At 72.6% G+C, this 25,090-nt stretch carries 22 protein-coding genes, 7 tRNA genes and 2 pseudogenes; 14 read left to right on the plus strand and 17 right to left on the minus strand.

What is annotated here, in order from left to right; all coding sequences use genetic code 11:
* Positions 1-61 precede the first annotated feature (61 nt).
* Positions 62-787 carry an exonuclease domain-containing protein gene (locus tag ACZ597_RS21600; protein ID WP_471332467.1) on the plus strand — a complete coding sequence of 242 codons (726 nt, stop codon included), beginning with the start codon at positions 62-64 and terminating at the stop codon, positions 785-787.
* 131 nt (positions 788-918) lie between these two features.
* On the opposite strand, the gene ACZ597_RS21605 is transcribed toward ACZ597_RS21600, so the two are convergent.
* Positions 919-990, minus strand: a tRNA-Val gene (locus ACZ597_RS21605).
* 38 nt (positions 991-1,028) lie between these two features.
* Entirely contained in the window at positions 1,029-1,502 is a 474-nt protein-coding gene (locus tag ACZ597_RS21610) for an SRPBCC family protein (protein WP_471332469.1), read from the minus strand.
* 116 nt (positions 1,503-1,618) lie between these two features.
* Here ACZ597_RS21610 and ACZ597_RS21615 point away from each other — a divergent pair, with 116 nt between their 5' ends.
* Positions 1,619-3,988 (plus strand): SCO7613 C-terminal domain-containing membrane protein, encoded by a 2,370-nt coding sequence (locus tag ACZ597_RS21615; RefSeq protein WP_471332472.1) that lies wholly within the window; start codon positions 1,619-1,621, stop codon positions 3,986-3,988.
* A gap of 84 nt (positions 3,989-4,072) precedes the next feature.
* Here ACZ597_RS21615 and ACZ597_RS21620 read toward each other — a convergent pair.
* Together ACZ597_RS21620 and ACZ597_RS21625 are read right to left on the minus strand one after the other, a co-directional pair.
* Positions 4,073-4,144 (minus strand) — tRNA-Val (locus tag ACZ597_RS21620).
* A gap of 84 nt (positions 4,145-4,228) precedes the next feature.
* Positions 4,229-4,666, minus strand: a complete 438-nt coding sequence (locus ACZ597_RS21625; protein ID WP_471332474.1) for a TIGR02611 family protein — start codon at positions 4,664-4,666, stop codon at positions 4,229-4,231.
* Between the two features lie 177 nt (positions 4,667-4,843).
* Between ACZ597_RS21625 and ACZ597_RS21630 the strand changes: the two genes are divergently transcribed.
* Complete coding sequence (locus ACZ597_RS21630; protein WP_030011909.1) at positions 4,844-5,257, plus strand: SsgA family sporulation/cell division regulator; 414 nt, start codon at positions 4,844-4,846, stop codon at positions 5,255-5,257.
* Positions 5,258-5,468: 211 nt separating this feature from the next.
* On the plus strand, positions 5,469-6,095 hold the full coding sequence (locus ACZ597_RS21635; RefSeq protein WP_471332477.1) for a CGNR zinc finger domain-containing protein: 627 nt from the start codon (positions 5,469-5,471) through the stop codon (positions 6,093-6,095).
* On the opposite strand, the gene ACZ597_RS21640 is transcribed toward ACZ597_RS21635, so the two are convergent.
* Positions 6,036-6,263, minus strand: a complete 228-nt coding sequence (locus ACZ597_RS21640; protein WP_471332480.1) for a hypothetical protein — start codon at positions 6,261-6,263, stop codon at positions 6,036-6,038. The two genes, ACZ597_RS21635 and ACZ597_RS21640, sit on opposite strands and share 60 nt — an antisense overlap.
* A gap of 300 nt (positions 6,264-6,563) precedes the next feature.
* On the opposite strand from ACZ597_RS21640, the gene ACZ597_RS21645 reads away from it, so the two are divergent.
* Positions 6,564-7,244: a dioxygenase family protein gene (locus tag ACZ597_RS21645; RefSeq protein WP_471332483.1), complete on the plus strand. Its 681-nt coding sequence runs from the start codon at positions 6,564-6,566 to the stop codon at positions 7,242-7,244.
* A gap of 26 nt (positions 7,245-7,270) precedes the next feature.
* Here ACZ597_RS21645 and ACZ597_RS21650 read toward each other — a convergent pair whose 3' ends face one another.
* The gene (locus tag ACZ597_RS21650) at positions 7,271-7,711 is read right to left on the minus strand and encodes a hypothetical protein (protein WP_471332486.1); all 441 of its coding nucleotides are present in this window, start codon (positions 7,709-7,711) and stop codon (positions 7,271-7,273) included.
* Between the two features lie 152 nt (positions 7,712-7,863).
* Between ACZ597_RS21650 and ACZ597_RS21655 the strand changes: the two genes are divergently transcribed.
* On the plus strand, positions 7,864-8,367 hold the full coding sequence (locus ACZ597_RS21655; protein WP_471332489.1) for a DsbA family protein: 504 nt from the start codon (positions 7,864-7,866) through the stop codon (positions 8,365-8,367).
* On the opposite strand, the gene ACZ597_RS21660 is transcribed toward ACZ597_RS21655, so the two are convergent.
* The 3 genes from ACZ597_RS21660 to ACZ597_RS21670 all read right to left on the minus strand — a co-directional run bounded on the left by ACZ597_RS21660 (position 8,364) and on the right by ACZ597_RS21670 (position 11,154).
* Positions 8,364-9,188 carry a GNAT family N-acetyltransferase gene (locus ACZ597_RS21660; protein WP_471332492.1) on the minus strand — a complete coding sequence of 275 codons (825 nt, stop codon included), beginning with the start codon at positions 9,186-9,188 and terminating at the stop codon, positions 8,364-8,366. The two genes, ACZ597_RS21655 and ACZ597_RS21660, sit on opposite strands and share 4 nt — an antisense overlap.
* 62 nt (positions 9,189-9,250) lie before the next feature.
* Positions 9,251-10,072, minus strand: coding sequence for an aminotransferase class IV (locus ACZ597_RS21665; protein WP_471332495.1), 822 nt, complete (start codon positions 10,070-10,072; stop codon positions 9,251-9,253).
* Entirely contained in the window at positions 10,069-11,154 is a 1,086-nt protein-coding gene (locus tag ACZ597_RS21670; protein WP_471332498.1) for a chorismate-binding protein, read from the minus strand. The genes ACZ597_RS21665 and ACZ597_RS21670 overlap by 4 nt, the downstream gene beginning before the upstream one ends.
* Positions 11,155-11,334: 180 nt before the next feature.
* On the opposite strand from ACZ597_RS21670, the gene ACZ597_RS21675 reads away from it, so the two are divergent.
* The 5 genes from ACZ597_RS21675 to ACZ597_RS21695 all read left to right on the plus strand — a co-directional run bounded on the left by ACZ597_RS21675 (position 11,335) and on the right by ACZ597_RS21695 (position 11,821).
* Positions 11,335-11,407 (plus strand) — tRNA-Gly (locus ACZ597_RS21675).
* 40 nt (positions 11,408-11,447) lie between these two features.
* A tRNA-Cys gene (locus ACZ597_RS21680) sits at positions 11,448-11,521 on the plus strand.
* 1 nt (position 11,522) lies between these two features.
* Positions 11,523-11,594, plus strand: a tRNA-Val gene (locus ACZ597_RS21685).
* Between the two features lie 34 nt (positions 11,595-11,628).
* Positions 11,629-11,700, plus strand: a tRNA-Val gene (locus ACZ597_RS21690).
* Positions 11,701-11,749: 49 nt separating this feature from the next.
* Positions 11,750-11,821: transfer RNA gene (locus ACZ597_RS21695), tRNA-Val, on the plus strand.
* Between the two features lie 206 nt (positions 11,822-12,027).
* Here ACZ597_RS21695 and ACZ597_RS21700 read toward each other — a convergent pair.
* Positions 12,028-12,237, minus strand: a complete 210-nt coding sequence (locus ACZ597_RS21700; RefSeq protein ID WP_386382226.1) for a hypothetical protein — start codon at positions 12,235-12,237, stop codon at positions 12,028-12,030.
* Between the two features lie 527 nt (positions 12,238-12,764).
* Between ACZ597_RS21700 and ACZ597_RS21705 the strand changes: the two genes are divergently transcribed.
* Positions 12,765-13,940: a serine/threonine-protein kinase gene (locus ACZ597_RS21705; RefSeq protein WP_471332740.1), complete on the plus strand. Its 1,176-nt coding sequence runs from the start codon at positions 12,765-12,767 to the stop codon at positions 13,938-13,940.
* 48 nt (positions 13,941-13,988) lie between these two features.
* Here the strand turns inward: ACZ597_RS21705 and ACZ597_RS21710 are convergent, their stop codons facing one another.
* From ACZ597_RS21710 to ACZ597_RS21730, 5 genes are all read right to left on the minus strand, one after another.
* Positions 13,989-14,804, minus strand: coding sequence for a TrmH family RNA methyltransferase (locus ACZ597_RS21710; protein WP_007263096.1), 816 nt, complete (start codon positions 14,802-14,804; stop codon positions 13,989-13,991).
* 42 nt (positions 14,805-14,846) lie between these two features.
* Positions 14,847-16,070, minus strand: coding sequence for a uroporphyrinogen-III C-methyltransferase (gene cobA / locus ACZ597_RS21715; RefSeq protein WP_471332501.1), 1,224 nt, complete (start codon positions 16,068-16,070; stop codon positions 14,847-14,849).
* 637 nt (positions 16,071-16,707) lie between these two features.
* Positions 16,708-16,965, minus strand: coding sequence for a hypothetical protein (locus tag ACZ597_RS21720; RefSeq protein ID WP_471332504.1), 258 nt, complete (start codon positions 16,963-16,965; stop codon positions 16,708-16,710).
* Between the two features lie 625 nt (positions 16,966-17,590).
* Complete coding sequence (locus tag ACZ597_RS21725; RefSeq protein WP_471332507.1) at positions 17,591-18,091, minus strand: site-specific integrase; 501 nt, start codon at positions 18,089-18,091, stop codon at positions 17,591-17,593.
* A gap of 686 nt (positions 18,092-18,777) precedes the next feature.
* A complete protein-coding gene (locus ACZ597_RS21730) occupies positions 18,778-19,752 on the minus strand; it encodes a helix-turn-helix transcriptional regulator (protein WP_361981581.1) in 975 nt (324 codons plus the stop codon).
* An 80-nt stretch (positions 19,753-19,832) separates the two neighbouring features.
* On the opposite strand from ACZ597_RS21730, the gene ACZ597_RS21735 reads away from it, so the two are divergent.
* Positions 19,833-20,567, plus strand: a complete 735-nt coding sequence (locus tag ACZ597_RS21735; protein ID WP_471332511.1) for an alpha/beta fold hydrolase — start codon at positions 19,833-19,835, stop codon at positions 20,565-20,567.
* 26 nt (positions 20,568-20,593) lie between these two features.
* Positions 20,594-21,670, plus strand: a pseudogene (locus tag ACZ597_RS21740) (winged helix DNA-binding domain-containing protein).
* Here ACZ597_RS21740 and ACZ597_RS21745 read toward each other — a convergent pair.
* Together ACZ597_RS21745 and ACZ597_RS21750 are read right to left on the minus strand one after the other, a co-directional pair.
* Positions 21,573-22,958, minus strand: a pseudogene (locus ACZ597_RS21745) (transposase); the annotation flags it as partial. The pseudogenes ACZ597_RS21740 and ACZ597_RS21745 overlap by 98 nt on opposite strands.
* Before the next feature lie 15 nt (positions 22,959-22,973).
* On the minus strand, positions 22,974-24,947 hold the full coding sequence (locus ACZ597_RS21750) for a DUF4158 domain-containing protein (protein ID WP_471332514.1): 1,974 nt from the start codon (positions 24,945-24,947) through the stop codon (positions 22,974-22,976).
* Positions 24,948-25,090 lie beyond the last annotated feature (143 nt).

Here is a 25,090-nt window from a genome sequence, read left to right on the forward strand (position 1 = left end):
CGCGTCATGGGGCGGAGGTGCCCGGTGCGGCCATCCGCCGACCGGGGACGAGGAGTTCACCATGACACGCTGGTACGAGGGGCCGCTGGCCGCATTCGACACGGAGACCACCGGGGTGGACGTCGAGCAGGACCGGATCGTGTCCGCCGCGCTCGTCGTGCAGGAGTGTGCGGGCGGCCGGGTCCGCTCCACGCGGTGGCTGGTCAATCCCGGCGTCCCGGTGCCGCCGGGCGCCACGGAAGTGCACGGCCTGACCGACGATCACCTCCAGCGCAACGGCCGCTGGCCGGCGCCGGTGGTGGAGGAGATAGCCCGTGCGCTGGGCGAGCAGCAGATGGCGGGGCGGCCGGTGGTGGTGATGAACGCGCCGTTCGATCTGACGCTGCTGGACCGGGAGTTGCGCCGGCACCGGGCGTCGACGCTGGCGCGGTACCTGGACAACCGGCCGCTGACGGTGCTGGATCCGCGGGTCCTGGACAAGCACCTGGACCGCTACCGCAAGGGCCGCCGCACGCTGACGGACCTGTGCGCGCACTACGGGATAGAGCTGGAGGGGGCGCACGACGCCTCGGTGGACGCGCAGGCCGCGCTGGAGGTCGTACGGGCGGTGGGGCGCAGGTTCGCGGCGCGGCTGGAGCGGCTGACCCCGGCGGAGCTGCACACGCTCCAGGCGGTGTGGCACGCGGCACAGGCGCGGGGGCTGCAGGCGTGGTTCGCACGGCAGGGCACTCCGGAGGCGGTGGATCCGCACTGGCCGCTGCGCCCGGAGCTGCCGCAGGCCGCGTGAGCGGCCGACCGACTGACCGACTGACCGACTGACCGACTGACCGGCCGGCTCGGGGCGGGTCCGGGAAGTCCCGGAAGGTCCCGGGAAATGCGGAAGGCCGGTCCGTCATCAGACGGACCGGCCTGTCCCGGTGGGCGATACTGGGATCGAACCAGTGACCCCTTCGGTGTGAACGAAGTGCTCTCCCGCTGAGCTAATCGCCCGGGAACGCACTGAACAATACAAGAGCCTCGGGGCCGGATCAAACCGCTTCGGGCGGAGCTGCCAGCAGGGCCCGCAGTCCGCGTCGCCCGGCCCGCATCATCAGGGCGTGGTTGAGCCGGAACAGCGGCCGCCCGGCGAGCGCGAACCTCCGCAGCAGGGCGGCCCGTACCTCTACCTCCTGCTCGTAGACGGCCCGCGTGCCGCCGGCTCCGGCCGCTCCCCGGGGGCGTACGGTCCAGCGCGCCCAGCCCTCGATGTCCCCGCTCAGGGCGGCTTCGAGAACGCCGCGCGCGGGGTCGCGGAGCAGGTCGGTGAGGGTGACGCGGATCCCGTACGGGAGGGCCGAGCGGATCAGCGCGGTCCCGGTCCGCTCGTCGATCCGCTCGGCCTTGCGGACCTGGGGCCACCAGTCCGGGTAGCGGGCGGCGTCGGCGAGCAGGGAGTAGACGAGCGCGGGCGGGGCGTCGAGGTCCCACACGCTGCGGAAGCGGTAGTGCGTCCAGCGCGGCATGGGTCCAGTCTGGCCCGCCGGGCGCCGCCGCGGGAGGCTCCCCGGGCACGTACTCAGGGCGCATCTGAGTACGCACGCCCATGTCCTGATGGCGTGACGGGCGCCACACTCCGGCTATGGACTCCCCCCTGCCGCCGGCCCACGAGCTGGCGCTCATCGACGCCGAGCTCACCCAACTGGAGGCCCGGCGCGGGTACTTGCTGGCCCGCCGGGACTGGCTGCTGCGCCTCCCGGCGCAGCCGGTGCCGTACGGGCCGTACGCGCCGTTCCCGCCGCAGCCGGCTCCGGCCGGGACGTACGCGCCGTTCCCGCCGCAGCCGGCTCCGGCCGGGGCGTCGAAGCCGAGCGCCCAGAACGTGCTGCTGACGCTGGGCGCGGTGCTGCTGGCGGTGGCCGCGCTGGCGTTCACGCTGGTCAGCTGGGGTTCCCTGGGGATCGGCGGGCGCTCGGCGGTGCTGGCGCTGCTGACGGCGGCGGCGCTCGCGGCGCCCGTCGCGCTGTTGCGGCGCGGGCTGCGGTCGACGGCCGAGGCCGTCGCGGGGGTGGGGCTGCTGCTGACGGTGCTGGACGCGTACGCGGTGCACGCGGTCGGGCTGTCCGGCGCCGACGGGGTCGCGTACGCGGCGTGGGCGTCGGCGGTACTGGCGGGGGTCTGGGCCGGGTACGGGGCGGCCCTGGGCCGGCTGCGCCTGCCGCTGCTCGCCGCGGTGGGGGCCGCGCAGCTGCCGTTGCCGCTGGCGGCGGCCGCGGCGGGGGCGGGCCCGCTGGGGGCCGGCGCGGCGCTGCTGGCGACGGCGGCGCTGGACGCGGCCCTGGCGGTGGCGGTGGCGCGCCGGGCGGTACGGGTGCCCGCGTGGGTGTGCTCGGGGCTGCTGGGCGGGACGGCGCTCACGGTGGGGCTGGCGCGGTCCCTCGCGGAGCCGGGTGCGGCCGGGCCGGCGCTGCTGCTGGCGGCGGGGGGCCTGCTGGGCGTGGCGGTGGCCTGGCGCGAGCCGCGGGCTTCGGCGGCCGCCCTCGTGGGGGGCCTGGCGGTGGTGTCGGCGGCCGGGGCGCTGGTCCCGGCCGGGGCGGGCTCCGTGTGGTGGGCGGTCGCGGCGCGGGTGGCGGCGGCGCTCGCGCTGTCGGCGGCGGCGGTGCGGGCGGGCGGGGTCCCGGAGCCGGTGCGGCGCGGGCTGCTGCGGGCCGGGGCGGGGGTGGCCGCCGCGGGGGCGCTCGCGGGGCTGTCGGCGGTGGCGGTGGTGCTCGCGGCCCGGGCCGTGGTGCTGCGCGAGGTGTGGGCGGCTTCGGCCCCGCAGCAGGGCGGGCCGGGTGCGGGGCTCGCGGTCGTGCTGCTGCTCGCGGCGGCCGCGCTGTGGCTGCCGGGCGGGGTGCTGCCGCGGCCGGTGGCGGGGGCGGCGGCGGTGGTGTGCGGCTGGGCGGCGCTGTTCGCCGCGCCGGTGCGGCCGGGCCTGCCGGCGTGGGCGGTGTTCGCCGCGCAGCTCGGCGTGGTGGCCGCGGCCGGGGTGGCGGCGTTGCGGGCTCCGGTGCGGGCGGTGGCGTTCGCAGCCGGGGGGTGCGCGGCCGTGGGGGCCCTCAGCGTGTCCCTGGGGGCGCTGGACGGCCGGGCGGCCACCTGCGCGGTGTTCGGGCTGCTGGGCGCCTGCTGCGCCCTGGGGGCCGCCCACAGGGCCGCCGCGGTGCCGGTGCGGGCCGGGTGCGCGGTCGGTGCCGTCGGGTACGCGGCCGCCCTGACGGTGGTACTGGGCGCGGTGGCGGGCCTGCCCTGGTCCTGGCGGGCGGTGGCGGTACTGGCCGTCCCGGCGCTGGTGGTGGCGCTCGCGCCGCGGCTGGGCCGGGTGCGGGTCGCCGCGGAGGTGGCGTCCGCCGGGGCGGGCGCGGTGGCGGTGGCGCTCGCGGTGGGGGACGCGCCGGTGCTGGCGCTGGTCCTCGGTCTGGCCGGGGTGGTGTGCGCTGGGGCGGCGCTGCGGGTGGAGCGGCGTGCGCTGGGCTGGGCCGCGGGGGCGCTGTTCGTGGCGGCCGCCTGGGTGCGGCTGGCGGCATCGGGGGTGGCGGTGCCCGAGGCGTACACGCTGCCGGTGTCGGTGCCGGCGCTCGCGGTGGGGCTGCTGCGCCGCCGCCGGGATCCGGGGGCCTCGTCCTGGCCGGCGTACGGGCCGGGGCTGGGGGCGACGCTGCTGCCGAGCCTGGTGGCCGCCTGGGGCGACGCGCACTGGCAGCGGCCGCTGCTGCTGGGGACGGCGGCGCTGGCCCTCACCCTGGCGGGTGCGCACCGCCGGCTCCGGGCGCCGCTGCTGCTGGGCGGTGCGGTGCTGGCGGCGGTGGCCCTGCACGAGCTGGCCCCGTACGTGGTCCAGGTGGTGGGCGTGCTGCCGCGCTGGCTGCCGCCGGCGCTGGCGGGCCTGCTGCTGCTGGTGGTGGGCGCGACGTACGAGAAGCGGCTGCGTGACGCGCGCCGGCTGCGGGAGGCGATCGCGCGGCTGCGCTGAGGGCCGGCCGCGGCGATCGGTTCCCGGCGCCGGGTACGACAGAGGCCCGGAGACTCTTCCGAGTCTCCGGGCCTCTGCTCCGGGTGGGCGATACTGGGTTCGAACCAGTGACCCCTTCGGTGTGAACGAAGTGCTCTCCCACTGAGCTAATCGCCCGGACGCACCGCAAACATTACCGCATGTCAGCGGTGCTCCGTGACCACCCTCGGACCGGCACCGGACGGGCGCCGGAACGGCCGGTCACTGGTCCTTGATGTCCCACGGCAGGGTGAGGCCGTACTTCCACAGGTAGAACCCGATCAGCGCAGCCGCGATGGCGAGGCCGACGCTGGTGAGGATGATGTTGCGGCGCCGGACCTTCGGGTCGAGCGCCTTCTGCGCGGCCTCGGTGACCTTGCGCTTGGTCCAGCGCAGGACGAGGGAGGCCCAGGCGAACTCGGTGGCCCAGATCGCGAGGCCCGCGAAGATCGCGACCCAGCCGGGCCCGGGCAGGACCAGCATCGCGACGCCCGCGCCGATGACGGCGAGGCCGACGACGAAGACGCCGACCTGCCAGCTCAGGTGCAGGCTGCGGTTGGCCTTGATGAAGGCGGGCGCCTTCGACTCGTGCGGCGCCTCGTCGGCGGCCGGCTCGGTGTTGGCGGATTCGTTGGTTCCGCGGTCACTCCCCGTATTCATGGCGTCGAATCTACCGGAGCCCGAAGCACACGTGAATGCCGGTTTGGATCCGCCGTCCGAGGGACCCAGAGGTCCGCAAAACGGTCAGAGGGGTTTACAACGGCACCGTAGGTGGCATGTCGATTTCGCCGACGTGCGAATCCCCGAGCGCACACTGAGCGAAAGGCCCTGGCGCTTATGAACACCACGGTCAGCTGCGAGCTGCACCTGCGCCTCGTTGTGTCGAGCGAGTCCTCACTGCCTGTTCCCGCGGGCCTGCGGTATGACACGGCCGACCCCTACGCCGTGCACGCCACCTTCCACACCGGCGCCGAGGAGACGGTCGAATGGGTGTTCGCCCGCGACCTCCTCGCCGAGGGCCTCCACCGGCCCACCGGTACCGGCGACGTCCGCGTCTGGCCGTCCCGCAGCCACGGTCAGGGCGTCGTCTGCATCGCCCTGAGCTCACCGGAGGGAGAAGCGCTGCTCGAAGCGCCCGCCCGAGCCCTCGAGTCGTTCCTCAAGCGGACGGACGCCGCGGTCCCACCCGGGACCGAGCACCGGCACTTCGACCTCGACAAGGAGCTGTCCCACATCCTGGCCGAAAGCTGAGCCAGGCCCCCAGCCCGCCACCGTCCGACTCGGGGCGACGGTGCGGGACGGACAACCACATACGGCAGTGCCGGCGCTGTCTCCGCGGAAGCCACCCGCGGGGGCGGCGCCGGTGTGCTCGGGTACCTTTCCCGCGGTAAGCGCTATTGTCGGCCCCCAGTGGGCGGCAGCGGCCCGCCGCCGCAAGGCCCGGCACCCAGGGAGCGACCCCGTGCAGATCCCCCACGACACCCGTCGCGCGCTCGACGTCGTCGTCGCGCTGGTGAACACCGCGGCCGAGCCGGAGCAGCCCGACGGGCTGTCCGACATCGGGGCGCTGCGCGGCTTCGTCGAGAAGCACTCGATCAGCGACGTCGGCGAGCTGGGCTCCCGCGACCTCGCCGGGGTGCGGACGGTGCGGGGCAAGTTCGCCCAGGTCTTCGCGGCACCGAACTCCCGTGCGGCCGCCGCACTGATCAACGAGCTGGTGGCCACGGCCGGCACCACCCCCCGGCTGACCGACCACGACGGCTACGACTGGCACGTGCACTACTTCGCGCCGGGCGCCTCGGTGGGCGACCACCTCGCGGCTGACGGCGGCATGGCGCTGGCCTTCATCGTGGTCTCCGGCGAGCAGGAGCGGCTGCGCCGCTGCGAGGCCCCGGACTGCCGGCGGGCCTTCGTGGACCTGTCCCGGAACCGCTCGCGCCGCTACTGCGACAGCCGGACCTGCGGGAACCGGCTGCACGTGGCCGCGTACCGGGCCCGCCGCAAGGAGGCGGACGGCCGGCCCGAGGGCTCAGAGCAGATACAGGTCGTGCAGGGCGGCGAGCAGCAGCAGGGTCCCGACCACCGCTAGGAAGATCATCAGCGGCGGCTGGGAGAGCGCGAAGAGGCACCCCCGCCCTTCGGCCGCGGCGGGGGCCGAGGCGGCCGGGGAGGGCTCGGGAGCCAGAGCGGCGGCGGCCCGGGCGATGGGGGCCTCGGAGGCGGGTGCCGACGGCTCACCCTGCGATGTGTCGAGCATGTCGGGGCGATGATCGCGCAGCGCGCCCCGGTCCCGCCTTCAACACGCCATGATCGGCGGGGCAGTTCCCCGTCTCTCGTCAGATCAGGTGGTTCCCCCCGGCTTCTCCCCCGCGCCGGCGTCCCCATCCGCTAAGGAATGCCCGGCGGACCGGGCCGCCGGCCGTGATCCGCCGGACACTCCCTGGGACCCGGTCGGCCGTGTGTCGGTCGCGGGCCCGGACGCCGGTGTGCGGGACGGTGGGCGCGGTGGGCGGCCGTCCGCACGCGACGGCCCCGGGCGCACGCGCGAGAGGTTCGCATGACCGACCAGGGCACTTCCCCGACCAGCCGTCGGGCCCTCCTGCTGACCGCCGGATCCGCCGGGATCGCCGCGTTGACGGCGGCCTGCGCACGCCCGGCCACACCCGGCAGGGCGGCTCCGGCGCCGTCGGGCGGCGCCACGCCGGGGTGCGTGCTGGCCGTGACGTCGGGCGCGGGCCCGAACTACGTCGGCCGGGGCCGGACCCGCTCGGACGTCACCGAGGGCCGCGAGGGCGTACCGCTGCGGCTGGAGCTGACGGTGGTGCGCGTGAAGGACGGCTGCCGGCCGCTCGCGGGCGCCGCCGTCGACATCTGGCAGGCCGACGCGGCGGGCGTGTACTCGGAGGGCGGGCAGACCTGGCTGCGCGGCGTCCAGGTCACCGACGCCTCCGGCCGCTGCACCTTCGAGACGATCGTGCCGGGCTGGTACGCGGGGCTGGCGCCGCACATCCACTTCAAGGTCCGCCCCGACGAGCGCTCCGAGACGACCTCGCAGTTCTTCCTGCCCGACGCCTTCCTGAAGGAGGTCTACGGGCGGCAGCCGTACACGCGCCGCAAGGCCCCCCGCGACCCCAACGCCCACGACGACCGCTACCGGGCCGCCGACGGGAAGATGACCCTGGCCCCGGCCCCGGACGGCACCGGCTACCGCGCGGCGTTCACCGTGGGCCTGGCGTAGGTCTCGCCCGGGTGTCGCCCGGGGCGTCAGATCCCGTGCTTCTTCAGGATCGCCTCGATGTCGGAGAAGTCGTCCGCCGGCGCCGCGGCGGGGGCCGGTCCGGCGCCCCGACGGCCTCCCTCGCCCAGGGAGGGCACCGAGGCGCCCGGGGCGACGGCTTCCCGGCCCGGGGCGCCCGTGGCCGCCTTCGGGGCCTTGGGGGCCCGGCCCAGGCCCCGGCGCTCCACGGCCCGGGTGGTCATGAACAGCACCCAGGCCAGGCCCAGCAGGCCGAATCCGATCCAGACGGTCGGTCTGAAGACCATCCCGGACACCCACTCCACCACGCCGGTCAGCACCAGGCCCACCGGCACCAGCGAGTACGCCGCGATCCGCGTGGCGGCGAGGAAGCGCTTGCGGTACGCGGTCAGCGCGGCGATGCCCAGGCCCGCCGCGGACACCGCGGAACAAATGGTCTCGGCGAGCATGCGGTCCTCCGGCGGTCGGCGGCGGGTGATCTGTCCCTTCCATCCTGCACCGGCCCCCGCCGCGGCGACCATGCCCACGGGCCCGTCCGCGCGGATCTCCGGGACATCTCGGGGTCGGATCTCCTCCTCAGGGGGTCTGGGAGACTGTCCGCATGACCGATTCCGTGATCCTCGAAGTCTGGTGCGAACTCCAGTGCCCGGACTGCCACAGCGCCCTGGACGACGTGCGCGCCCTGCGGGCCCGCTACGGCGACCGGCTGGACATCCGGCTGCGGCACTTCCCGCTGGAGAAGCACAAGCACGCCTTCGCCGCCGCGCAGGCCGCCGAGGAGGCCGCGGAACAGGGCCAGGGCTGGCCGTACGCGGAGGCCGTGCTCGCCCGCACCGCCGAACTGGGCGAGCGCGGCGAGGCCGTACTGCTCGACGTGGCGCGTGGACTCGGCCTGGACGTCGAGGAGTTCGACACCGCCCTGGTCGACGGCCGGCACATCCTGATCGTCGACGCCGACCAGGCCGAGGGCAAGGCCATCGGCGTGACCGGCACCCCGACCTACGTGATCGGCGGCGAGCGCCTGGACGGCGGCAAGAGCCAGGAGGGCCTGCGCGCCCGCATCGAGGAGATCGCGGACCGGCTGCTCGCGGAAGAACCGGCCTAGAGCAGCTCCTTCGCGTAGTTCAGGTCGGTCGGCCGGTAGCCGAGGGACTCGTACAGGCGCAGGGCCGGGGTGTTCGCGGTGAACACGTGCAGCGCCAGCACCCGGTGGCCGGCGGCGATGGCGGTGCGCTCCGCGAGCAGCATCAGGTCGCGGCCGTGTCCGCGGCCCCGGTGCTCCTCGGCGACGGCGACGTCGTAGACGTACGAGCCCTCCCCCCGCGCCGCCACCCACACGTGGCCGACGGGGGTGCCGGCCGCCTCCAGGACGGCGAAGGAGACCCCGGGGGTGGCGAGCCCCCGCGGGAGCTGCGCGTCGTGGTCGGCCCGCGATGTGGCCCGGGCGGCCTCCTCCGGCATCCCCCGGGCGACCCAGCTCGCCGCGTAGTCGGCGCGGGCCCGTACGTTCCAGGCCTCGTACTCGGGCTGCGTCATGGGCCGGCCCAGGACCCTGGCGGAGAGGTCGGGCGGGGCGCCGGGGAGGTCCTTGGCCATGTTCCGGCTGTACTCGGCGTACCCGAGGGCCGCGGCGAGCCGCAGCCCGCCCGCGGAGCCGGCCGGGACCGAGATCCTCACGCGCCGGCAGCCCCAGCCGCGCAGCACCTCCTCGGCGGCGAGCGCCGCGACGGTGGCGCGGCCGCGGCGGCGGTCCGGCTCGTCGATGGCCAGGTCCCGGATCTCCCCCACCGTCGCCCCGAAGGGCGTGTCGGCGGCGACCAGCAGCGCCCCGACGCGCCTGCTGTTGACGCGGACCTCGTACGGGCGCGAGCGCGCGCCGGAGTCGCTCTGCTGAAGCGGCCCGCTCGGCCGCAGGGTGGTGGTCATCGTCGAGTTCTACCCGCCCCGCGCCGCCGTGACCACGGGGCGTGGGGCGCTCGGGGGGACGCTCAGGGGTCGATGTCGGACGCGGCGCGCTCGTCGAAGACGCGCATGGCCTTGGCCGTGACGGGGCCGGGAGCGCCGGTCAGGAGGCGTCCGTCGACGCGGTGCACGGCCTGTACGTCGCGCAGGGTGGAGGTCAGGAAGACCTCCTCGGCGCGCTCCAGGGCGTCGAAGGGCAGGTCGGTCTCCTTCGCCCCGGTCCATTCGACGGCCAGGGCGCGGGTGATGCCGGCGAGGCAGCCCGAGGCGACGGGCGGGGTGTGGAGCTCGCCGTCGAGGACGACGAAGACGTTGGAGCCGGTGCCCTCGCAGAGCTGTCCGACGGTGTTGGCGAAGAGCGCCTCGGAGGCTCCCGCCCGGTTGGCCCGGGCGAGGGCGACCACGTTCTCGGCGTAGGAGGTGGTCTTGAGGCCGGTCAGCGGAGAGCGCTCGTTGCGGACCCACGGAACGGTGATCACGGCGGTGGTGTCGGGACGGCGGGCGGTCTCGCCGACGGCGACGACGAGGGTGGGTCCGGTCTCGCCGCGGTCGGAGCCGAGCGGGGAGAGTCCGCCCGTGTAGGTGATCCGGAGCCGGCCGAGCGGCACCGGGTTCGCCTCCAGCACGGCGGCGCAGGCGCGGCGGACCTCGTCGAGGTCGGGGTCCGGCAGGCCCAGGCCGCGCGCGGAGCGGGTCAGCCGCTCCAGGTGGCGGGTGAGGGCGAAGGGGGTGCCGTCCTGGGCCTTGAGCGTCTCGAAGACCCCGTCGCCCACGGTCAGCCCGTGGTCCAGTACGGACACCTTCGCGTCATCGGCGTCGCGCAGCGTGCCGTCGAGCCAGATCCTCACCGTACGGTTCCTCCACTCAGGTCGTGCGTCGTCTCGTGTACGCCGGGCAGGGGCCCGCCGGAGGCCAGTGCGACCAGCCGGGAGGCCTTCAGCTCGGTCTCGGCCCATTCCCGTTCGGGGTCGGAGCCCCAGGTGATGCCGGCGCCGGTGCCGAAGCTCAGGCGGGGCCCGCCGGGTGCCTCGCGGTCGATCCAGAAGGTGCGGATACCCACGGCGAGCGCGGCGGTGCCCCGGTCGGCGTCGACCCAGCCGATGCCCCCACAGTAGGGGCCGCGGGGGGCGGTCTCCAGCTCCTCGATGATCCGCAGGGCCGATGACTTGGGGGCGCCGGTCACCGAGCCGGGCGGGAAGGTGGCGGTGAGCAGCTCGGGCCAGCCGGCGTCCTCGGCGAGTTCGCCGCTGACGGTGGAGACGAGGTGGACGAGGCCGGGGTGTTCCTCCAGGGCGCACAGCTCGGGGACGGCGACGGAGCCGGTGGAGCAGACGCGGCCGAGGTCGTTGCGTACGAGGTCCACGATCATCACGTTCTCGGCGTGGTCCTTGGGCAGCAGGTCGGCGGCGGTGCGGCCGGTCCCCTTGATGGGGCCGGACTCGATGTGGCGGCCGTCGCGGCTCAGGTAGAGCTCGGGGGAGGCGGTGGCGATCTCGACGCCGTGGGCCCTGAGCCGAATCGTTCCTGCATAGGGGGCCGGGTTGCCTCGCGCGAGGAGCGAGGTCAGGGCGTCCACGTCGGCGGCGGCCGGGTCCGGCAGGGGCGCGGACATCACCCGGCAGAGATTGGCCTGGTAGACCTCGCCCGCCGCGATGTACTCGCGGATCCGCCGGACACCGGCGACGTACGCGGAGCGGTCGAGCGAGGAGGACCACCGGTCGGCGGCCGGCCCCCGCCAGGCCCCGGGGGCGGGCGCGGGTACGGGGTCGGGGCGTATGTCCCCGAAGCGCGCGCAGACCAGCCGGCCTTCGAAGTCTGCGGTCACCGCCCAGAACCCGGTGGAGTCGAGGGCCGAGGGGTCGCTGGTGACGTCTCGGAGGTCGGTCGCGAGAAGGCCGCCGAAGCGGGCCAGGGGAGGCAGGTCGTGCACGGCTGCGAGTCTATGACCGGTGGCGCGATGGCGCCGGTGAGGTGACCGACGGGTGACCTCCGGTGATCGGGTGGCAGCACGCTGCGGAAACGCGTTTTTGAGCTGGCCCGGGAATCCGCTAGAGTTCAACACGTCGCCAGGGAGCGCCGGGGAAAACCCCGGAGCGAACACGGTGACACTGCGGACGTAGCTCAGTTGGTAGAGCACCACCTTGCCAAGGTGGATGTCGCGAGTTCGAGTCTCGTCGTCCGCTCTGAGTGGGGGATCTTCCCGAGAACCCCTGCGCACTCCGAGGTGGAGTGGCCGAGAGGCGAGGCAACGGCCTGCAAAGCCGTCTACACGGGTTCAAATCCCGTCTCCACCTCCAAGGACGATTAGCTCAGCGGGAGAGCGCTTCCCTGACACGGAAGAGGTCACTGGTTCAATCCCAGTATCGTCCACTGGTCCGCAAGGACCTGGTCCGTAAGGATCCCCGCGCGATTAGCTCAGCGGGAGAGCGCTTCCCTGACACGGAAGAGGTCACTGGTTCAATCCCAGTATCGCGCACGCAACACCTGCAACACCTTGTTCGACCTGCGGTTACTTGCCGCAGCCCGCGCGATTAGCTCAGCGGGAGAGCGCTTCCCTGACACGGAAGAGGTCACTGGTTCAATCCCAGTATCGCGCACCGCCCGGAAGCCCCGGCCGTCACGACGGCCGGGGCTTCCGCGTTGTCCGCCTCCGGCACGGGGACGCGAAAAAGGGTGCTGCCCGTCCGACTCCCCAGTCGTACGGGCAGCACCCTTCACCTGCCGTCCGTCGCGCCCCCGTCCCCACGGGGTGCGACAGGCCGATGACCCGGCCCGGACCGCTCTTCCGGACCCGGGGCGCCGCTCAGCGCCCCAGCATCACGCCCACGGACGACGCCTGCGCCGCCACCTGCTCGAAGCCTCCGAAGAGGAAGAGCAGGAGGGCGGCCAGGGGGAGGACCATGGCCGCGGCCACCAGCGGGTGGCGCGTACCGGACTCATGGCCGTTGAACGCGAATGCCTTGCGTCCCTGCCGTGCGATGTCCGCCATGGTCCTCTCCCTGTCGTCTGGCAGCGGCGGGCTTGTGACCTCGGGGGACGAGTGCGCCACCCGCCGCTTGTCTTCAACACTAGGCGGCCGAAAGGCGCCTGGCCTCATGCCCTCGTACCCATTGCCGGGCCTCCAGGAGGATGACGAGGCCGGCCCTCGCGTACTCCCCTGGGTGGAGATCCCTCCCCCGTAGTGGGGGTGTTCCCGGAGGGGGTCATCGGAGGGTAGTGACTTCGCTCACTTCCGTCACTCCCCGCACACGCGTGTCTTCGTACGGGGTGTTGACGGCCCCGCCCGCCGGATCGGGCCGTTCCCCCTCGGAGCGGACCCGGCGCGGGACCGGCTCGGCCGCCAAACCCCTTGGCCCGAGGGGTGTTTGGGCCGGGGCGCCCGGGTCGGGCGTCGGGCTGGGTCAAGACCTGTCACACCCTCAAGTGGCCTGCCCCGCACTGACAATCGAACCCCCCGGTGAGGGCGCGGCCTCTGAGCGCTCGTGCCGGATGGTCCGTAAGCTGTGCCAGGTCAGCAGGACGACCGTCAGCGGGGTGGACATGGCGATGATGCGGCTCCGGCGCGAGGACCCGCGTGTCGTCGGCTCGTTCAGGCTGCACCGGCGGCTCGGCGCCGGCGGCATGGGCGTGGTCTACCTGGGGTCGGACCGGCGCGGCCAGCGCGTGGCCCTCAAGGTGATCCGGCCCGACCTGGCCGAGGACCAGGAGTTCCGCTCCCGGTTCGCGCGCGAGGTGTCCGCCGCCCGGCGGATCCGCGGCGGCTGCACGGCGCGGCTGGTGGCCGCCGACCTGGACGCGGAACGCCCGTGGTTCGCCACCCAGTACGTGCCCGGCCCCTCGCTGCACGACAAGGTCGCCGAGGAAGGGCCCCTGACGGCCGCGCAGATCGCCGCGATCGGCGCCGCGCTCTCCGAGGGCCTGGTCGCCGTGCACGAAGCGGGGGTGGTCCACCGGGACCTGAAGCCCTCGAACATCCTGCTCTCCCCCAAGGGCCCCCGGATCATCGACTTCGGCATCGCCTGGGCCACCGGGGCGAGCACCCTCACCCACGTGGGCACCGCCGTCGGCTCCCCCGGCTTCCTCGCGCCCGAGCAGGTGCGCGGCGCCGCCGTCACCCCGGCCACCGACGTGTTCGCCCTCGGTGCCACCCTCGCCTACGCGGCCACCGCCGACTCGCCCTTCGGGCACGGCAGTTCCGAGGTGATGCTGTACCGCGTGGTGCACGAGGAACCGCACCTGGTCGGGGTCCCGGACGCGCTCGCCCCGCTGGTGCGGGCCTGCCTGGCCAAGGACCCCGAGGAGCGGCCGACCACGCTCCAGCTGTCGATGCGGCTCAAGGAGATCGCCGCCCGCGAGGCGCAGGGGCTGGGCGACGGGCGCCCGCCGGTCCAGCGGGCCCGGGTCGAGCGGCCCGTCGCGCGGCCGGACGGGCGGGGCCCGGGCCAGGCGGACCGCAGCACGGAGCGGCGTACCGGGGGCACGACCCCCGTCGCCAGGGCGCAGGGGCCCCACAGCGGGCCCCAGCCGCGGCCCTCGTCGTCCCGGAACCCCGGATCCACCGCCGGGCGTACGGGGGGCCGCCCCGGCCCGCGTACGACCGGCACCGGGCGCCGCCCGTCGCGGCCGGACCCGAGGCTGCTGCGGCAGCGGCTGATCGTGTTCGTCGTGGTGACCCTGATCGTGGCCCTGGGCATCGCCCTCGCGCAGAAGCTCTGAAGGGGTGCCCCGCCGGCCGGCGGGGCACCCCTTCGTGCGGGACTGCGGCTACGCGCGGCCGCTGCCGGCCACCGCGTAGAAGGCGACGGCCGCGGCCGCGCCCACGTTCAGCGAGTCCACGCCGTGCGCCATCGGGATGCGTACCCACTCGTCGGCGGCGACCAGCGCCTGCGTGGACAGGCCGTCGCCCTCCGCGCCCAGCATCAGCGCGACCCGGTCCAGGGTCTGCGGCGCGGCCACGTCGATCGGCGAGGCCTTCTCGTGCGGGGTGAGGGCGAGGAGCTTGAAGCCCGCCTCCCGTACCGTGTCGAGGCTCTTGGGCCAGGCCTCCAGGCGGGCGTAGGGGACCGAGAACACCGCGCCCATCGACACCTTCACCGAGCGGCGGTACAGCGGGTCCGCGCAGTCCGGCGACAGCAGCACCGCGTCCATGCCGAGGGCGGCGGCGCTGCGGAAGATGGCCCCGATGTTGGTGTGGTCGTTGACCGCCTCCATGACGGCGACCCGGCGGGCCGAGGCCAGCAGCTCCTGCGCCGTGGGCAGCGGCTTGCGCTGCATCGAGGCGAGGGCGCCGCGGTGCACGTGGTAGCCGGTGACCCGCTCCGCGAGGTCCGGGCTGACGGCGTACACCGGGGCGGGGAGCTCGTCGATGACGTCGCGCATGACGTCGACCCACTTGGCCGAGAGCAGCATCGAGCGCATCTCGTACCCGGCGTCCTTGGCCCGCCGGATGACCTTCTCGCCCTCGGCGATGAACAGGCCCTCGGCAGGCTCGCGGCGGCGCCGGAGCTCGACGTCGGTCAGGCCCGTGTAGTCGCGCAGGCGCGGGTCGTCGGGGTCTTCGATGGTGATGAGATCAGCCACAGGGTGATACTGCCTTGTCCTGGGTGCGGTGCCAACGGCCTGTCAGGCGTCGGCGAGGGGTGCGTTGACGCGTACGACGTCACCGATCACGATGACGGCGGGCGGGCGGACCTCCTGCGCCTTGACCGTCTCGCCGACGGTGGCGAGGGTGGCGTCCACCCGGCGCTGGGTGGCGGTGGTGCCCTCCTGGACGACCGCGACGGGCGTGTCGGCGGAGCGGCCGTGGCGGACCAGGGCCTCGGCGATCAGGCCGATCTTGTCGACGCCCATGAGGATGACGATCGTCCCGGTGAGCTTGGCCAGGGCCGCCCAGTCGACGAGGGAGCGCGGGTCGTCCGGTCCGACGTGGCCGCTGACCACGGTGAACTCGTGCGCCACCCCGCGGTGGGTGACGGGGATGCCGGCGGCGCTCGGCACCGAGATGGAGCTGGAGATGCCCGGCACGACGGTGCAGGCGATCCCCTCGGCGGCGAGGGCCTGGAGCTCCTCCATGCCGCGGCCGAAGACGTACGGGTCCCCGCCCTTGAGCCGGACCACGGCCTTGCCGGCCTTGGCGTGCTCGATGAGGGCGTTGTTGATGGCCTCCTGGGCCATGAAGCGGCCGTACGGGATCTTCGCGGCGTCGATGACCTCGACGTGGGGCGGGAGCTCGTCGAGCAGGTCGCGGGGGCCGAGCCGGTCGGCGATGACCACGTCGGCCTCGGCGAGCAGGCGGCGGCCGCGCACGGTGATCAGGTCCGGGTCGCCGGGCCCGCCGCCGACGAGGGCCACACCGGGGACGCGGGGACGGGCGGCGGTCAGGGAGCCGTCGCGCAGCCCCTCGACGACGGCGTCGCGCACGGCGGCGGAGCGGCGGGGGTCGTTGCCGCTGAGCACGGCGACGGTGACGCCCTCCACCCGGCCGGTGGCCGGGGTCCAGGCGGTGGCGGCGTCGGCGTCGTCGGCGCGCACGCACCAGACGCGGCGGCTCTCGGCCTCGGCGGAGGCGGCGTCGTTCGCGGCCCGGTCCCGGGTCGCGATCAGCGCGTACCAGGCACCGTCGAGGTCGCCGTCCTGGTAGCGGCGGCGCTCCCAGCGGATCTCGCCGGTCTCCGCCATCACGTCCACGGAGGGGGTCGCGGAGGGGGAGATCAGCAGCACGTCGGCACCGGCCGCGACGAGCGCGGGCAGCCGGCGCTGGGCGACCTGCCCGCCGCCGATGACGACGACGCGGCGCCCTGCCAGACGGAGTCCTACGGGGTAGGCGGGGTGTGCCGGGTTTGCCATGGCGGTTGCGGCTCCTGATGCGGCGGGGTGTGGACAGCGGCTGCCGCTGCTGCGCTGGAGCGGCTGGTCGGGCACGCGGTGCGGGGCGCCCGTCCGGGACCACGATACGACCCATCGGCGCTGGTGGTACCTGCGGGGGCGAAGTTCGGGGAGGGGGTTTCGGCTGGTCGGGGTGGGGGTGGCGGGATTCCCACGGCCCGAATCGGAGCGGGCGGGGGCTTTCCCGTCAGCCCCATCGTCCTTCCGGGGCGGGCCGGTCCCTCAAGGGCGCTCCCTCCGGTCGCGTCGCTACGCGATCGCCTTCGGCGACCCTTGACCGACCGGCCCGCCCCGGAACCCCGAAAGACTGCCGGGAAACCCCCGAAGAAACGGCTCGGTCCAAGGGCAAGGGACGGGCCTGTCAGAGATGCGCGAGGGGCCAGGGGCCCGCCCGGGCATCCGGCCCCTCTGACGCCCAGGCCCCGGTCCGGGGCGCGACTACCCGCACCCAAGGACGACCAGACCGCCCCACGGAGCCCCCAGGCGCACCGGATCGCCACGCGCTCCTCATATCTGGCGTCCGACGGCCGTCCGGGGCTGATACCCGCACCAAAAGACGGCCGGAGAGGCTCCCCGGCACGACAGGCGCGTCGGATCGCTACGCGCTCCCCGGTTCTCGGCGTCTGACTGCCGTCCTGGGCTGGTCGTCGGCGGGTTGGACCTTGCCGACGGCGGTCGTGAACTCCCGGCCGGACGCGCCACGGATGTACGCCAGCTCCATCCAGCGCTCGTGGACGACGGAGTCCGAGACGTTCTCGTTGATCACCGCCATCAGCTCCCCTTCGGCACCGGAGGCGATGTCACGCACGGGGCGACGGAGGAGGCGGTGGGGGACGTACTCGTACTGCTCACTCATGGGGTGGCTCCTCCATGGAGTCGAGGAAGCGCGCCCAGCCGCGACGTGCGCGATCCAGAAGGTCCTGGCTGGGTATGAGCACGGGTTCCGGGCGGGGCCAGGGCCAGTCCGACGAAGGTGGATCGGTGTGGATGGTCATGGGGCGGTTCCTGCCTCCCTTGGCGAGCGGGGTTTCCCGGGCTGCATTCATGCCGGGAAGTGAAGGATCGCCCCGGAGAAGACCTAGCCCAAGGACTTCTCAAGGTCCTCTGACGCCTATTTGAGGACCTCCTTTGATCCGTTGCAGCGGGAGGTGGCTTTGTGGAGGACTTCCTGGGACAGTGGTCGGTTACCTCTCGCAGCAAGCCCTTGTAGAGGCCCTCGCCGAACGTGGCGTCTCAATCGACGTCCGTCAGGTCAGACGGTGGGAATCCGACACCCCGCCGTGGCCCTACGTCGCCGCGCAACAGGCACTGACCGAGTTGCTCGGGCAGGACATCGAGGCCCTCGGGTTCACTCCGCCGGCCGGGCACGACCGGACACTGACGACTCGACGCACACGGATTCCGCGCATCAGAACGGGGTCTGACCGAGATACGTGCCAAAGGGGCAACGAGATGATCTTGAAGCCCTGATCCGCTCGGATTTACGTGCGGCGACGTGCAGCGGGGTCGCGTTCGGCGACGTGCCGGGCGACCGAGTCGACGCCGGGGCGGGCGTATCGCTCCAGGGATCGGCCGGAGGCGTGGCGGGAGCGGGCCAGCAGCATCGGGGTCGAGGTACCGTCTTCGGCCTCGTGCGTCAGAGCACTGTGCCGGAGCCGGTGCAGGGTCCAGCCGTCCAGGTCCTCGATGTCCTCGGGTGAGGCGAGGGGGTTGGCCAGTAGCCGGGTGTTCTCCTCGAAGATCTCCTCAGCGCGGCGGTAGGAGAGCCGGGCCCTGCCGGTCTCCGGGCACACGTCGAGCGTCGGTGTTCCGGCCGGGGCCTTGCGGTCGGTGAGGAACAGCGGGCCGCGGGTACGGCGGGCGATGAGGCGGGGCAGGAGCTGGGCAGTGCCGGACTGCCAGTGAATCCACTCCGTCGCCCCGCCCTTAGCGGTGATCCTGCCGCGCTTGTCCTGCGGGTACAGTCTTCCACGTTGAGACACAGCACCTCGTCGGCCCGTGCGGCGGACTCGTAGAGCATCTTCCACTGCGTCTTCTCCCGCAGGGCCACGTCCAGCCGCCATAGGGCAGCGATCTGGTTCTCCGCGAGAGCCTTCGTGCGGTCCGGCGGTGCCGGCCGCCGCTCGATGCCGATCGTGGGATCGCCTTCGATCCAGCCCTGGCGCTGCCACCAGCCGATCGCTTTGCGGGCGATGGACAGTTCACGGTTGACGGTGTCGGCGTCCATCTCGTCTGCCCGCGCGGCGGCCAGCTCGGACAGGACTTCCGGCAGTGCCGGGTCGTCGATCGCGGTGACGGGGAAGACGGGCGGCTTCGCGCCTCGGCGGGCGGGTCCGGTCGGCGCCGGTTCGCCGGCGAGCATCCATCCCCACGTCGTCAGCGAGATCCGGTAGATCCGTGCGGAGGACTTCGCGATGCCCGCGCCGGTGAGGTAGCGCTCGACCGCCGCGGTGTACGACGCGGGCGGGGCGGACAGAGGTACGACCCGAGCGCTCGGCAACCGAAGCGCGCCCCCCGCTCCCGAGCTCGGTCACCGGTTCGATCGTCACGCCGTCCCACCCTTCCGGTACTGCCGCAGTCAATGCGTACACGTCGCCCCGGTGGCCGGGTAGGCCCGCCACAGGTCGCGATGATCACGGTAGGGGATCCGCCGCAGTAAATCCGGCATTTACTGCGGTAGTTCTTCCGGTCTCCGCTGGGCGGCTGCGGTGAGCTGGGCGGCCAGATTCTTGAGCGCCTGCCGTAGTTCGTCGGGATGGTGGATGGTGAAGGGCCACTCCAGGGAGGCGAGCATGTGGGCCATGCCGTCCAGCCGTTCTGCCCGTGCGTGCATGAGAACGCCGGTGGGCTGGGCGGTGAGGGTCACCGCTGGGCGCGGCAGCCGGCGGGCGATCTCATCGAGGGGGCCATGGATCGTCACCTCGACCTGCCAGCGGTATGGCCCCTGGGCGAGGGTCGAGGTCAGATGGGCGACGGGGTCGAAGCCGTCGGGTGCGGTGAAGCTGTCGGCTCGGGGGGTGACGGAGGCGATGCGGTCGATGCGGAAGGTCCGCAGGCTGTCGCGGAGGTGGTCGTGGCCGACGACGTACCAGCGGCCGGTGTGGAAGACCACGCCGTAGGGGTCGATGTCGCGTTCGGTGTGTTCCTGGCGCCAGGACTGGTGGCTGATACCGACGGTCGCGCGGGCGCGGGAGGCCTGGGCCAGTGCCAGCAGGACGCCGGTTCCGGGTGCCTGACCGATCACGGCGTTGGCGGTGAACGACAGGGTCTCCCGCATGGCGGCGAGCGGCTCGCGCAGGGCATGCGGAAGCACCCGCTCGATCTTGGCCAAGGCACCGGCACTGGCCGGCGCGGCAGTGCCCATGCCCAGACGTTCTGCCGCGAGCAGGCCAAGAACGACGGCGAGGGCCTCGTCATTGGTGAGGACCAGAGGGGGCATGCGGTAGCCGCGGGCCAGTCGGTAGCCGCCGTAGCGGCCACGTTCGGCCTCCACGGGGATGCCCAGTTCCCGCAGGTGCGCGGTGTACCGGCGCACCGTGCGCACGTCGGTGTCCAGCCGGTCGGCCAGCTCCACCCCGGTGAGCCGGGCGTTGGACTGGAGGAGTTCCAGCAGGGTCAGCACACGGGTCAGGGGATGCGACATGGATCACTCGGCATTTCAGGGCGGATTCTGTCCTGTATCGACTTTACGCTCCCCGCAGCACCTCACTTCAGGGAGATCACATGGCCACCTTCGTACTCGTTCCCGGCGCCTGGCTCGGGGCATGGGCCTGGGAAGACACCGCCCGAGCTCTGCGGGAGCGCGGCCACACGGCGCTGCCGCTGACACTGACCGGCCTGGCCGAACACGCCGACCAGGGCGGCCCTCAGACAGACCTGGACACGCACATCGCGGACATCACGGGATTCGTCGAAGAGCACGATCTGGGCGACGTCACGCTGGTCGCCCACAGCTACGCGGCTGCCCCGGTCACCGGGGCAGCTGGACGTCTCGGCGACCGGCTGGAACGCGTGATCTACGTGGACAGCGCCCCGTTCGCCGCAGGCATGTGCATGCTCGACCTCATGCCACCGCAAGCAGCGGACCAGCTGCGCCAGCAGGTCGACGCTTCTGGCCACGGGTGGCGGCTACCGATGCCGCCGTTTGAGGTCCTGGGCTTGTCCAGCAGCCTCGACGGGCTCGATGAGGGCCAGCTCGACGCTCTGCGCACGGGTGCCACCCCTCAGCCGTTCGGTACCTTCACCCAGCGTCTCGCCGGCCCGGCCGAGCCCGGTCCCGGTGTGGACCGTGTCCTGGTGGCGTGCCATGACTTCACGGGGCTGCTGGATGCCGGGGTTCCGATGCTGGCCTACCTGAACCAGCCGCCGTGGCGGCGCTTCGACCTGCCCACCGGGCACTGGCCGATGCTTTCCGCGCCCGCCGAACTCGCCGACATCCTCGACAAGGCCGTCTCCTGACCGCGCTGGCCGAGAGGCACAGCCCGATGCTTGACCACGAGAGCGTCCGCCGGCTGAGGGCCCACGCTCAGGCCCTGGCCGGCGGAGCACGGGAGGACTCTGCCGAGGCGGTCGTCCGACGGGTCTTCGCCATCCAGGCCCAAGACGCCACAGCCTCCGACCTGGGCATCCGGGTACGCGGCCGGGACATCACCGCCCAGGCCATCCGCACGGCATACGAGAAAGAGCGGAGCATCGTCCGCGGCTGGTACGTGCGCGGCACCCTGCACACCATTCCCAGCGACGACGCCCGCTGGGTGTTGCGGTTGCTGTCCCCGCGGATTCTTGCCGCAACCAACCGCCGCTACCAGCAGCTGGGCCTGGACGATGATCTGCGCCAGCGCGCCGACTATCTCATCCGGCGCGTTCTCGCCGCGCACGGCCCGCTTACCCGGGCCGAGTTGACCGAGCACCTCACCACCCTCGGTATCTCGCCGGACGGGCAGGAGCCTTTCCACCTGATCCGCCACGCGGCACTCACTGGCGTCCTCTGTCACGGTCCGCAGCGCGCCGGTGAGGCCACGTATGTACTGCTCGACGACTGGCTGCCCACCACCGGGGGCGCCCGGGGGGAGGAAGGCGCTGCTCTCGCCGAGCTGGCCCGTCGCTACCTGGCCGCGCACGCCCCCGCCACCTTGGAGGACTACGCCGCCTGGTCCGGGCTGCCGGTCACCTGGGCCCGCAGGGCCTGAAAACTGCTGGCGGAATCCGGCGTGATCACCAAGTACGGCGGCTTGACCATGCTCGCCGGACGGGTGGAGGAACTCCCGGGCCCGTCTGACACTCCAGACGTTCGCATGCTGCCCGCCTACGACAACTACCTGATCGGCTACCGCACTCGCGAGATGTCCGTCCCCGCTCTCCACCAGGCCCGCGTCTGGCCAGGAGGCGGCCTCATCCGGCCGACCGTCATCGCCGACGGCCTGGCCATCGCCACCTGGAGCCGTGGCTCCGGCGCGCGCTCCATCAAGGTGGATGCGTTCGAACCTGTCCCCCCTCAGATCCAGCGGGAAGTCGACATGGAGAAAGACGCCGTCGTCCGCTTCCTGCGGCCCACCACATAGCCGACCCGCATCCCGATCCAAAAAATAGGGCGGCCGCGTAGGCGAGAACGTTGGGGCAAGCGGCCTGACCGAGGCCGGCGGCGATCAGACTCTGCTCACGGAGCGGGGTGAAGTCGACGTCAAGCTTCGGGTCGTACGCTTCCGGCTGGATACCGAGTTCGTGCGTGCTGTATTCGCCGAACCGGTTGACGTGCTCGGTCAGGTACGGCGAGATGTGGGCCAGGTCCTCGGGGTCGATCTCCCAGCCTTCTTCCAGCAGCTGGCGGATGATCTCGGCGATGTCCAGGGCATTGTGGAAGATCACCATGTTCGTGAGCAGGGCGTTGAATTTCATCGCCTTCTCCTGCTCGATCGGGTCGTTGTCGGCGATGACGCCGCGGTTGCCGAAGCCGATCCACTGGGAGAACCGGTTGAACGACTCGACCTTGTTGGTCGCCGCGGTCACCCGCCGGCGAAGCGGCGCGTCCGAGAGGTAGCGCAGGAGCTGGACGGTGCGGATCACGCGGCCGACCTCGCGGAAGGCGGCGTAGGTGGCGTTCTTCCGCGACCCGGAGCGCAGCCGCTTGAGCAGCGTGGAGGAGGAGATGGTGCCCTCGCGTACGGAGACGGCCACTCGCATCAGGTGGCGGAACTGGGACTCGATCAGGTCGAAGTCGATGACGTTCTTGCCCGGCTCGCCGAACAGGGCGTCGATGTCCACGTACTCCGTCTGCTTGGAGGGCCGGTGGAAGGTCAGTTCCTTCCAGTTCCTGATCCTGGGCATCAAGTCGAAGCCCAGGAGGTGGGCGAGCGCGAAGACGGGGAAGCTCTGGCCCTGGGTATCCGCGTGCACGGTGGTCGGCTGCACCTCACTGGTGTTCTTCAGCAGGCCCTCGATGATGTAGACGGCCTCCCACACGCCGCACGGGATGAAGTGCGTGAACAGCGCGATGTAGGTGTCCGAGACGTGGTGATAGGCGATCCCGCCCGGCTTGCCGTACCTGACGCTCGTCTCGGAGAGCAGGTTGTCGAGATAGGTGTCCATGTGGGTGCCGTCCGCCGCGACGGCGGTCCCGTCGCCCCATGCCTGCGAGATGTCCAGGCGGGCGTGCGCGTTCACCAGGTCGGAGATCGCCTCGTTCAGCAGCACGATGGAGAAGTGCTTGTTGGCGACGTACGACAGCTCGTGCCCGCTCACGCCGGGAATGTGTCGGGCGGCCTCGTACGGGCCCATGTTGGTGCCCTTGACGAACGTGACGATCACGTAGCGGCCCAAGGGGTCGGTGAGCTTGGGCTCGTTGCCCGATGGGGGGCCGAAACGGCGTCACCACTCCACCCAGTACGCGGTCCGGGCCACAATCCCCATCAGGGAACGCTCCGGCATCCTCGCCTTGATCTCCTGCTCCAGCCGCTTCGCCGAGGGCCGCTGGCCGTCCGCCCTGAACGCCTTCAGCGAGGGGATGCCCGTTTCCAGATCGATGACCAGGCCGTCGTTCTCCGGGTACCCGGCGTCCGCTGCCGCGGCGGCGCCTCGCAGCTTGTCCTCCAGCTGCCGGCGGAAGAACGTCGCGTCGAAATCGGCGCTCTCGCCCGCCTCGGCGAGGCCGACCTCCACCAGGTAGGACCCCAGCGTCTCCTGGACGACCTCCCAGGCCAGCAGCTGCTCGGACCAGTCGGCGTACTCCTCCGAGCCGACCACCGCGACGTCGCCGGTGCGCAGTTCCTCGGCGAGCGCGGTGAAGACCATCGCCTCGAAGTGCTTGCGCACGAACTGCCCAGTCCGGGTCTTGTCGACCACGGCCTTGCGCCAGTTCTGGGTGGCGAAGGAGATGTCGACCTCCTTGTCCTCCTCGTTGAAGGCGGTGATGTAGTCGCCGCGGGCCGCCTGGTGCCGCTGGGCGTGCGCGAGGGCGTCCAGTACCCGGCTGTCCTCGCTGGTCGCGGTGAACTTCAGCTTGTCGTTGTCGGCCAGGTCGAACATCACCGCCCGGTCCCGGCCGATCTGCCCGTACAGCAGCACTTCCCAGAAGTTGCCGTGATGGGCAGAGACCTTCTCGATCTGCTCGTACTGCTTCGCGAACCCACCGAAGCCCTCCACCGCGCGGGTGACCGCGCCGAATCCGCTGGCCTGCACCACCTGGGCCTTCACCAGAGCGAGGACCGCCGGGGAGACCCTGCCCTCCAGCCGCGTCGCGACCTCGTCCACCGACGCCTCCTCGTCCAGGCCCTCCAGGGCCTGGCGGGCCTCGGCGGTCATGGCCGCGGCCTTCGTGAGCGCCGCCTGGGCCGGGCCGCCCTCGTCGATGTGCTTGAGCACCGTGCGGTAGTTCCCGATCAGAGCCTCGACGATCTCCCGCTCGGCGAGCCGGATCTCCTCCAGCTCCGCCTTCGCCTTCTTGATCTTCGTCGCCACGCGCTTGCAGAACATCGTCGCCAGGTCGTCCCGCACCCGCATCCTCGCCTTGTGCGTCAGAGCGGCGACCAGCGCGATGCGTTTGACGGGGACGAAGTCCCGCAGCTCCGAGGCGTCCGCCGCGTCCGCCTCCCCGGCGAAGTCGGTGATCTTCCCCGCGGCGGCCCCGTCCATCCACACGTCGGTGTCGCCGAGCTCGTCCAGCCATTCCAGACGCTTGGTCAGGTTCTTGAAGTGCGACCAGGTCGGGCCCTTGGCGGGCTTCTTCAGCCGGTTGAACAGCGTCGTCCCGTCGCTGTCGCGCTCCTCCAGCAGCCGCATGAGCCCGGCCCGCTGAGCGGCGCTCATGCGGTCGTGGATACCCGCGCAGATCGAGGCGTTCACCTCGGTGCGGATTTTCGAGGCCATCTTGTCGAAGGTGGAGAACCCCGGCAGCTCCAGCCCGGCCTCCACCACCTTCTCCAGCGCGATGTTGATGAGGTCCGCCGGGCGGTTCTTCGCCACGGCTTCCTTGCGGATCGACTGCTCGACGATCTGCCGGGCCTTGGCCTGGTCATACGTCACGCCGGCCTGCTTGCGGACCAGGCCCCGGTGATGCTTGGCGGTCCGCTCCGCCCGGTACACCGGCAGCGTGCCCTCCGGCAGCTCCACCGCCCGCCGGACGAAGTCCACCACCATCTCCGGGACGTCCTTCAGCGTGGGGAAACACCCCATACGCCGGTGCGACTTCAGCATCAGCAGCAGCGCCAGCAGATGCTCATCGCAGTCCGTGGCATCGGCCGCCCACTCCAGCTCATCGCGGCTCGGGGAGAAGAACAGATGCAGCTCATGCGCGGTGATCAGCCGCTTGAACCGCGGATACGCGGTCCGTTCAATCGATGTCACAACCCACCCCAGGCCCCAGACGACGCTCAACATCACCACCAACGACACTGAGCCGAATGGGTGACGGGCGCTCAAGGCTTCAAGATCATCCCGTTGCCCCTTTGACGCGTATCTCGGTCACACCCCAGAACGGCTGTGCAGAC

This window comes from Streptomyces sp. NPDC040718, assembly GCF_055593565.1.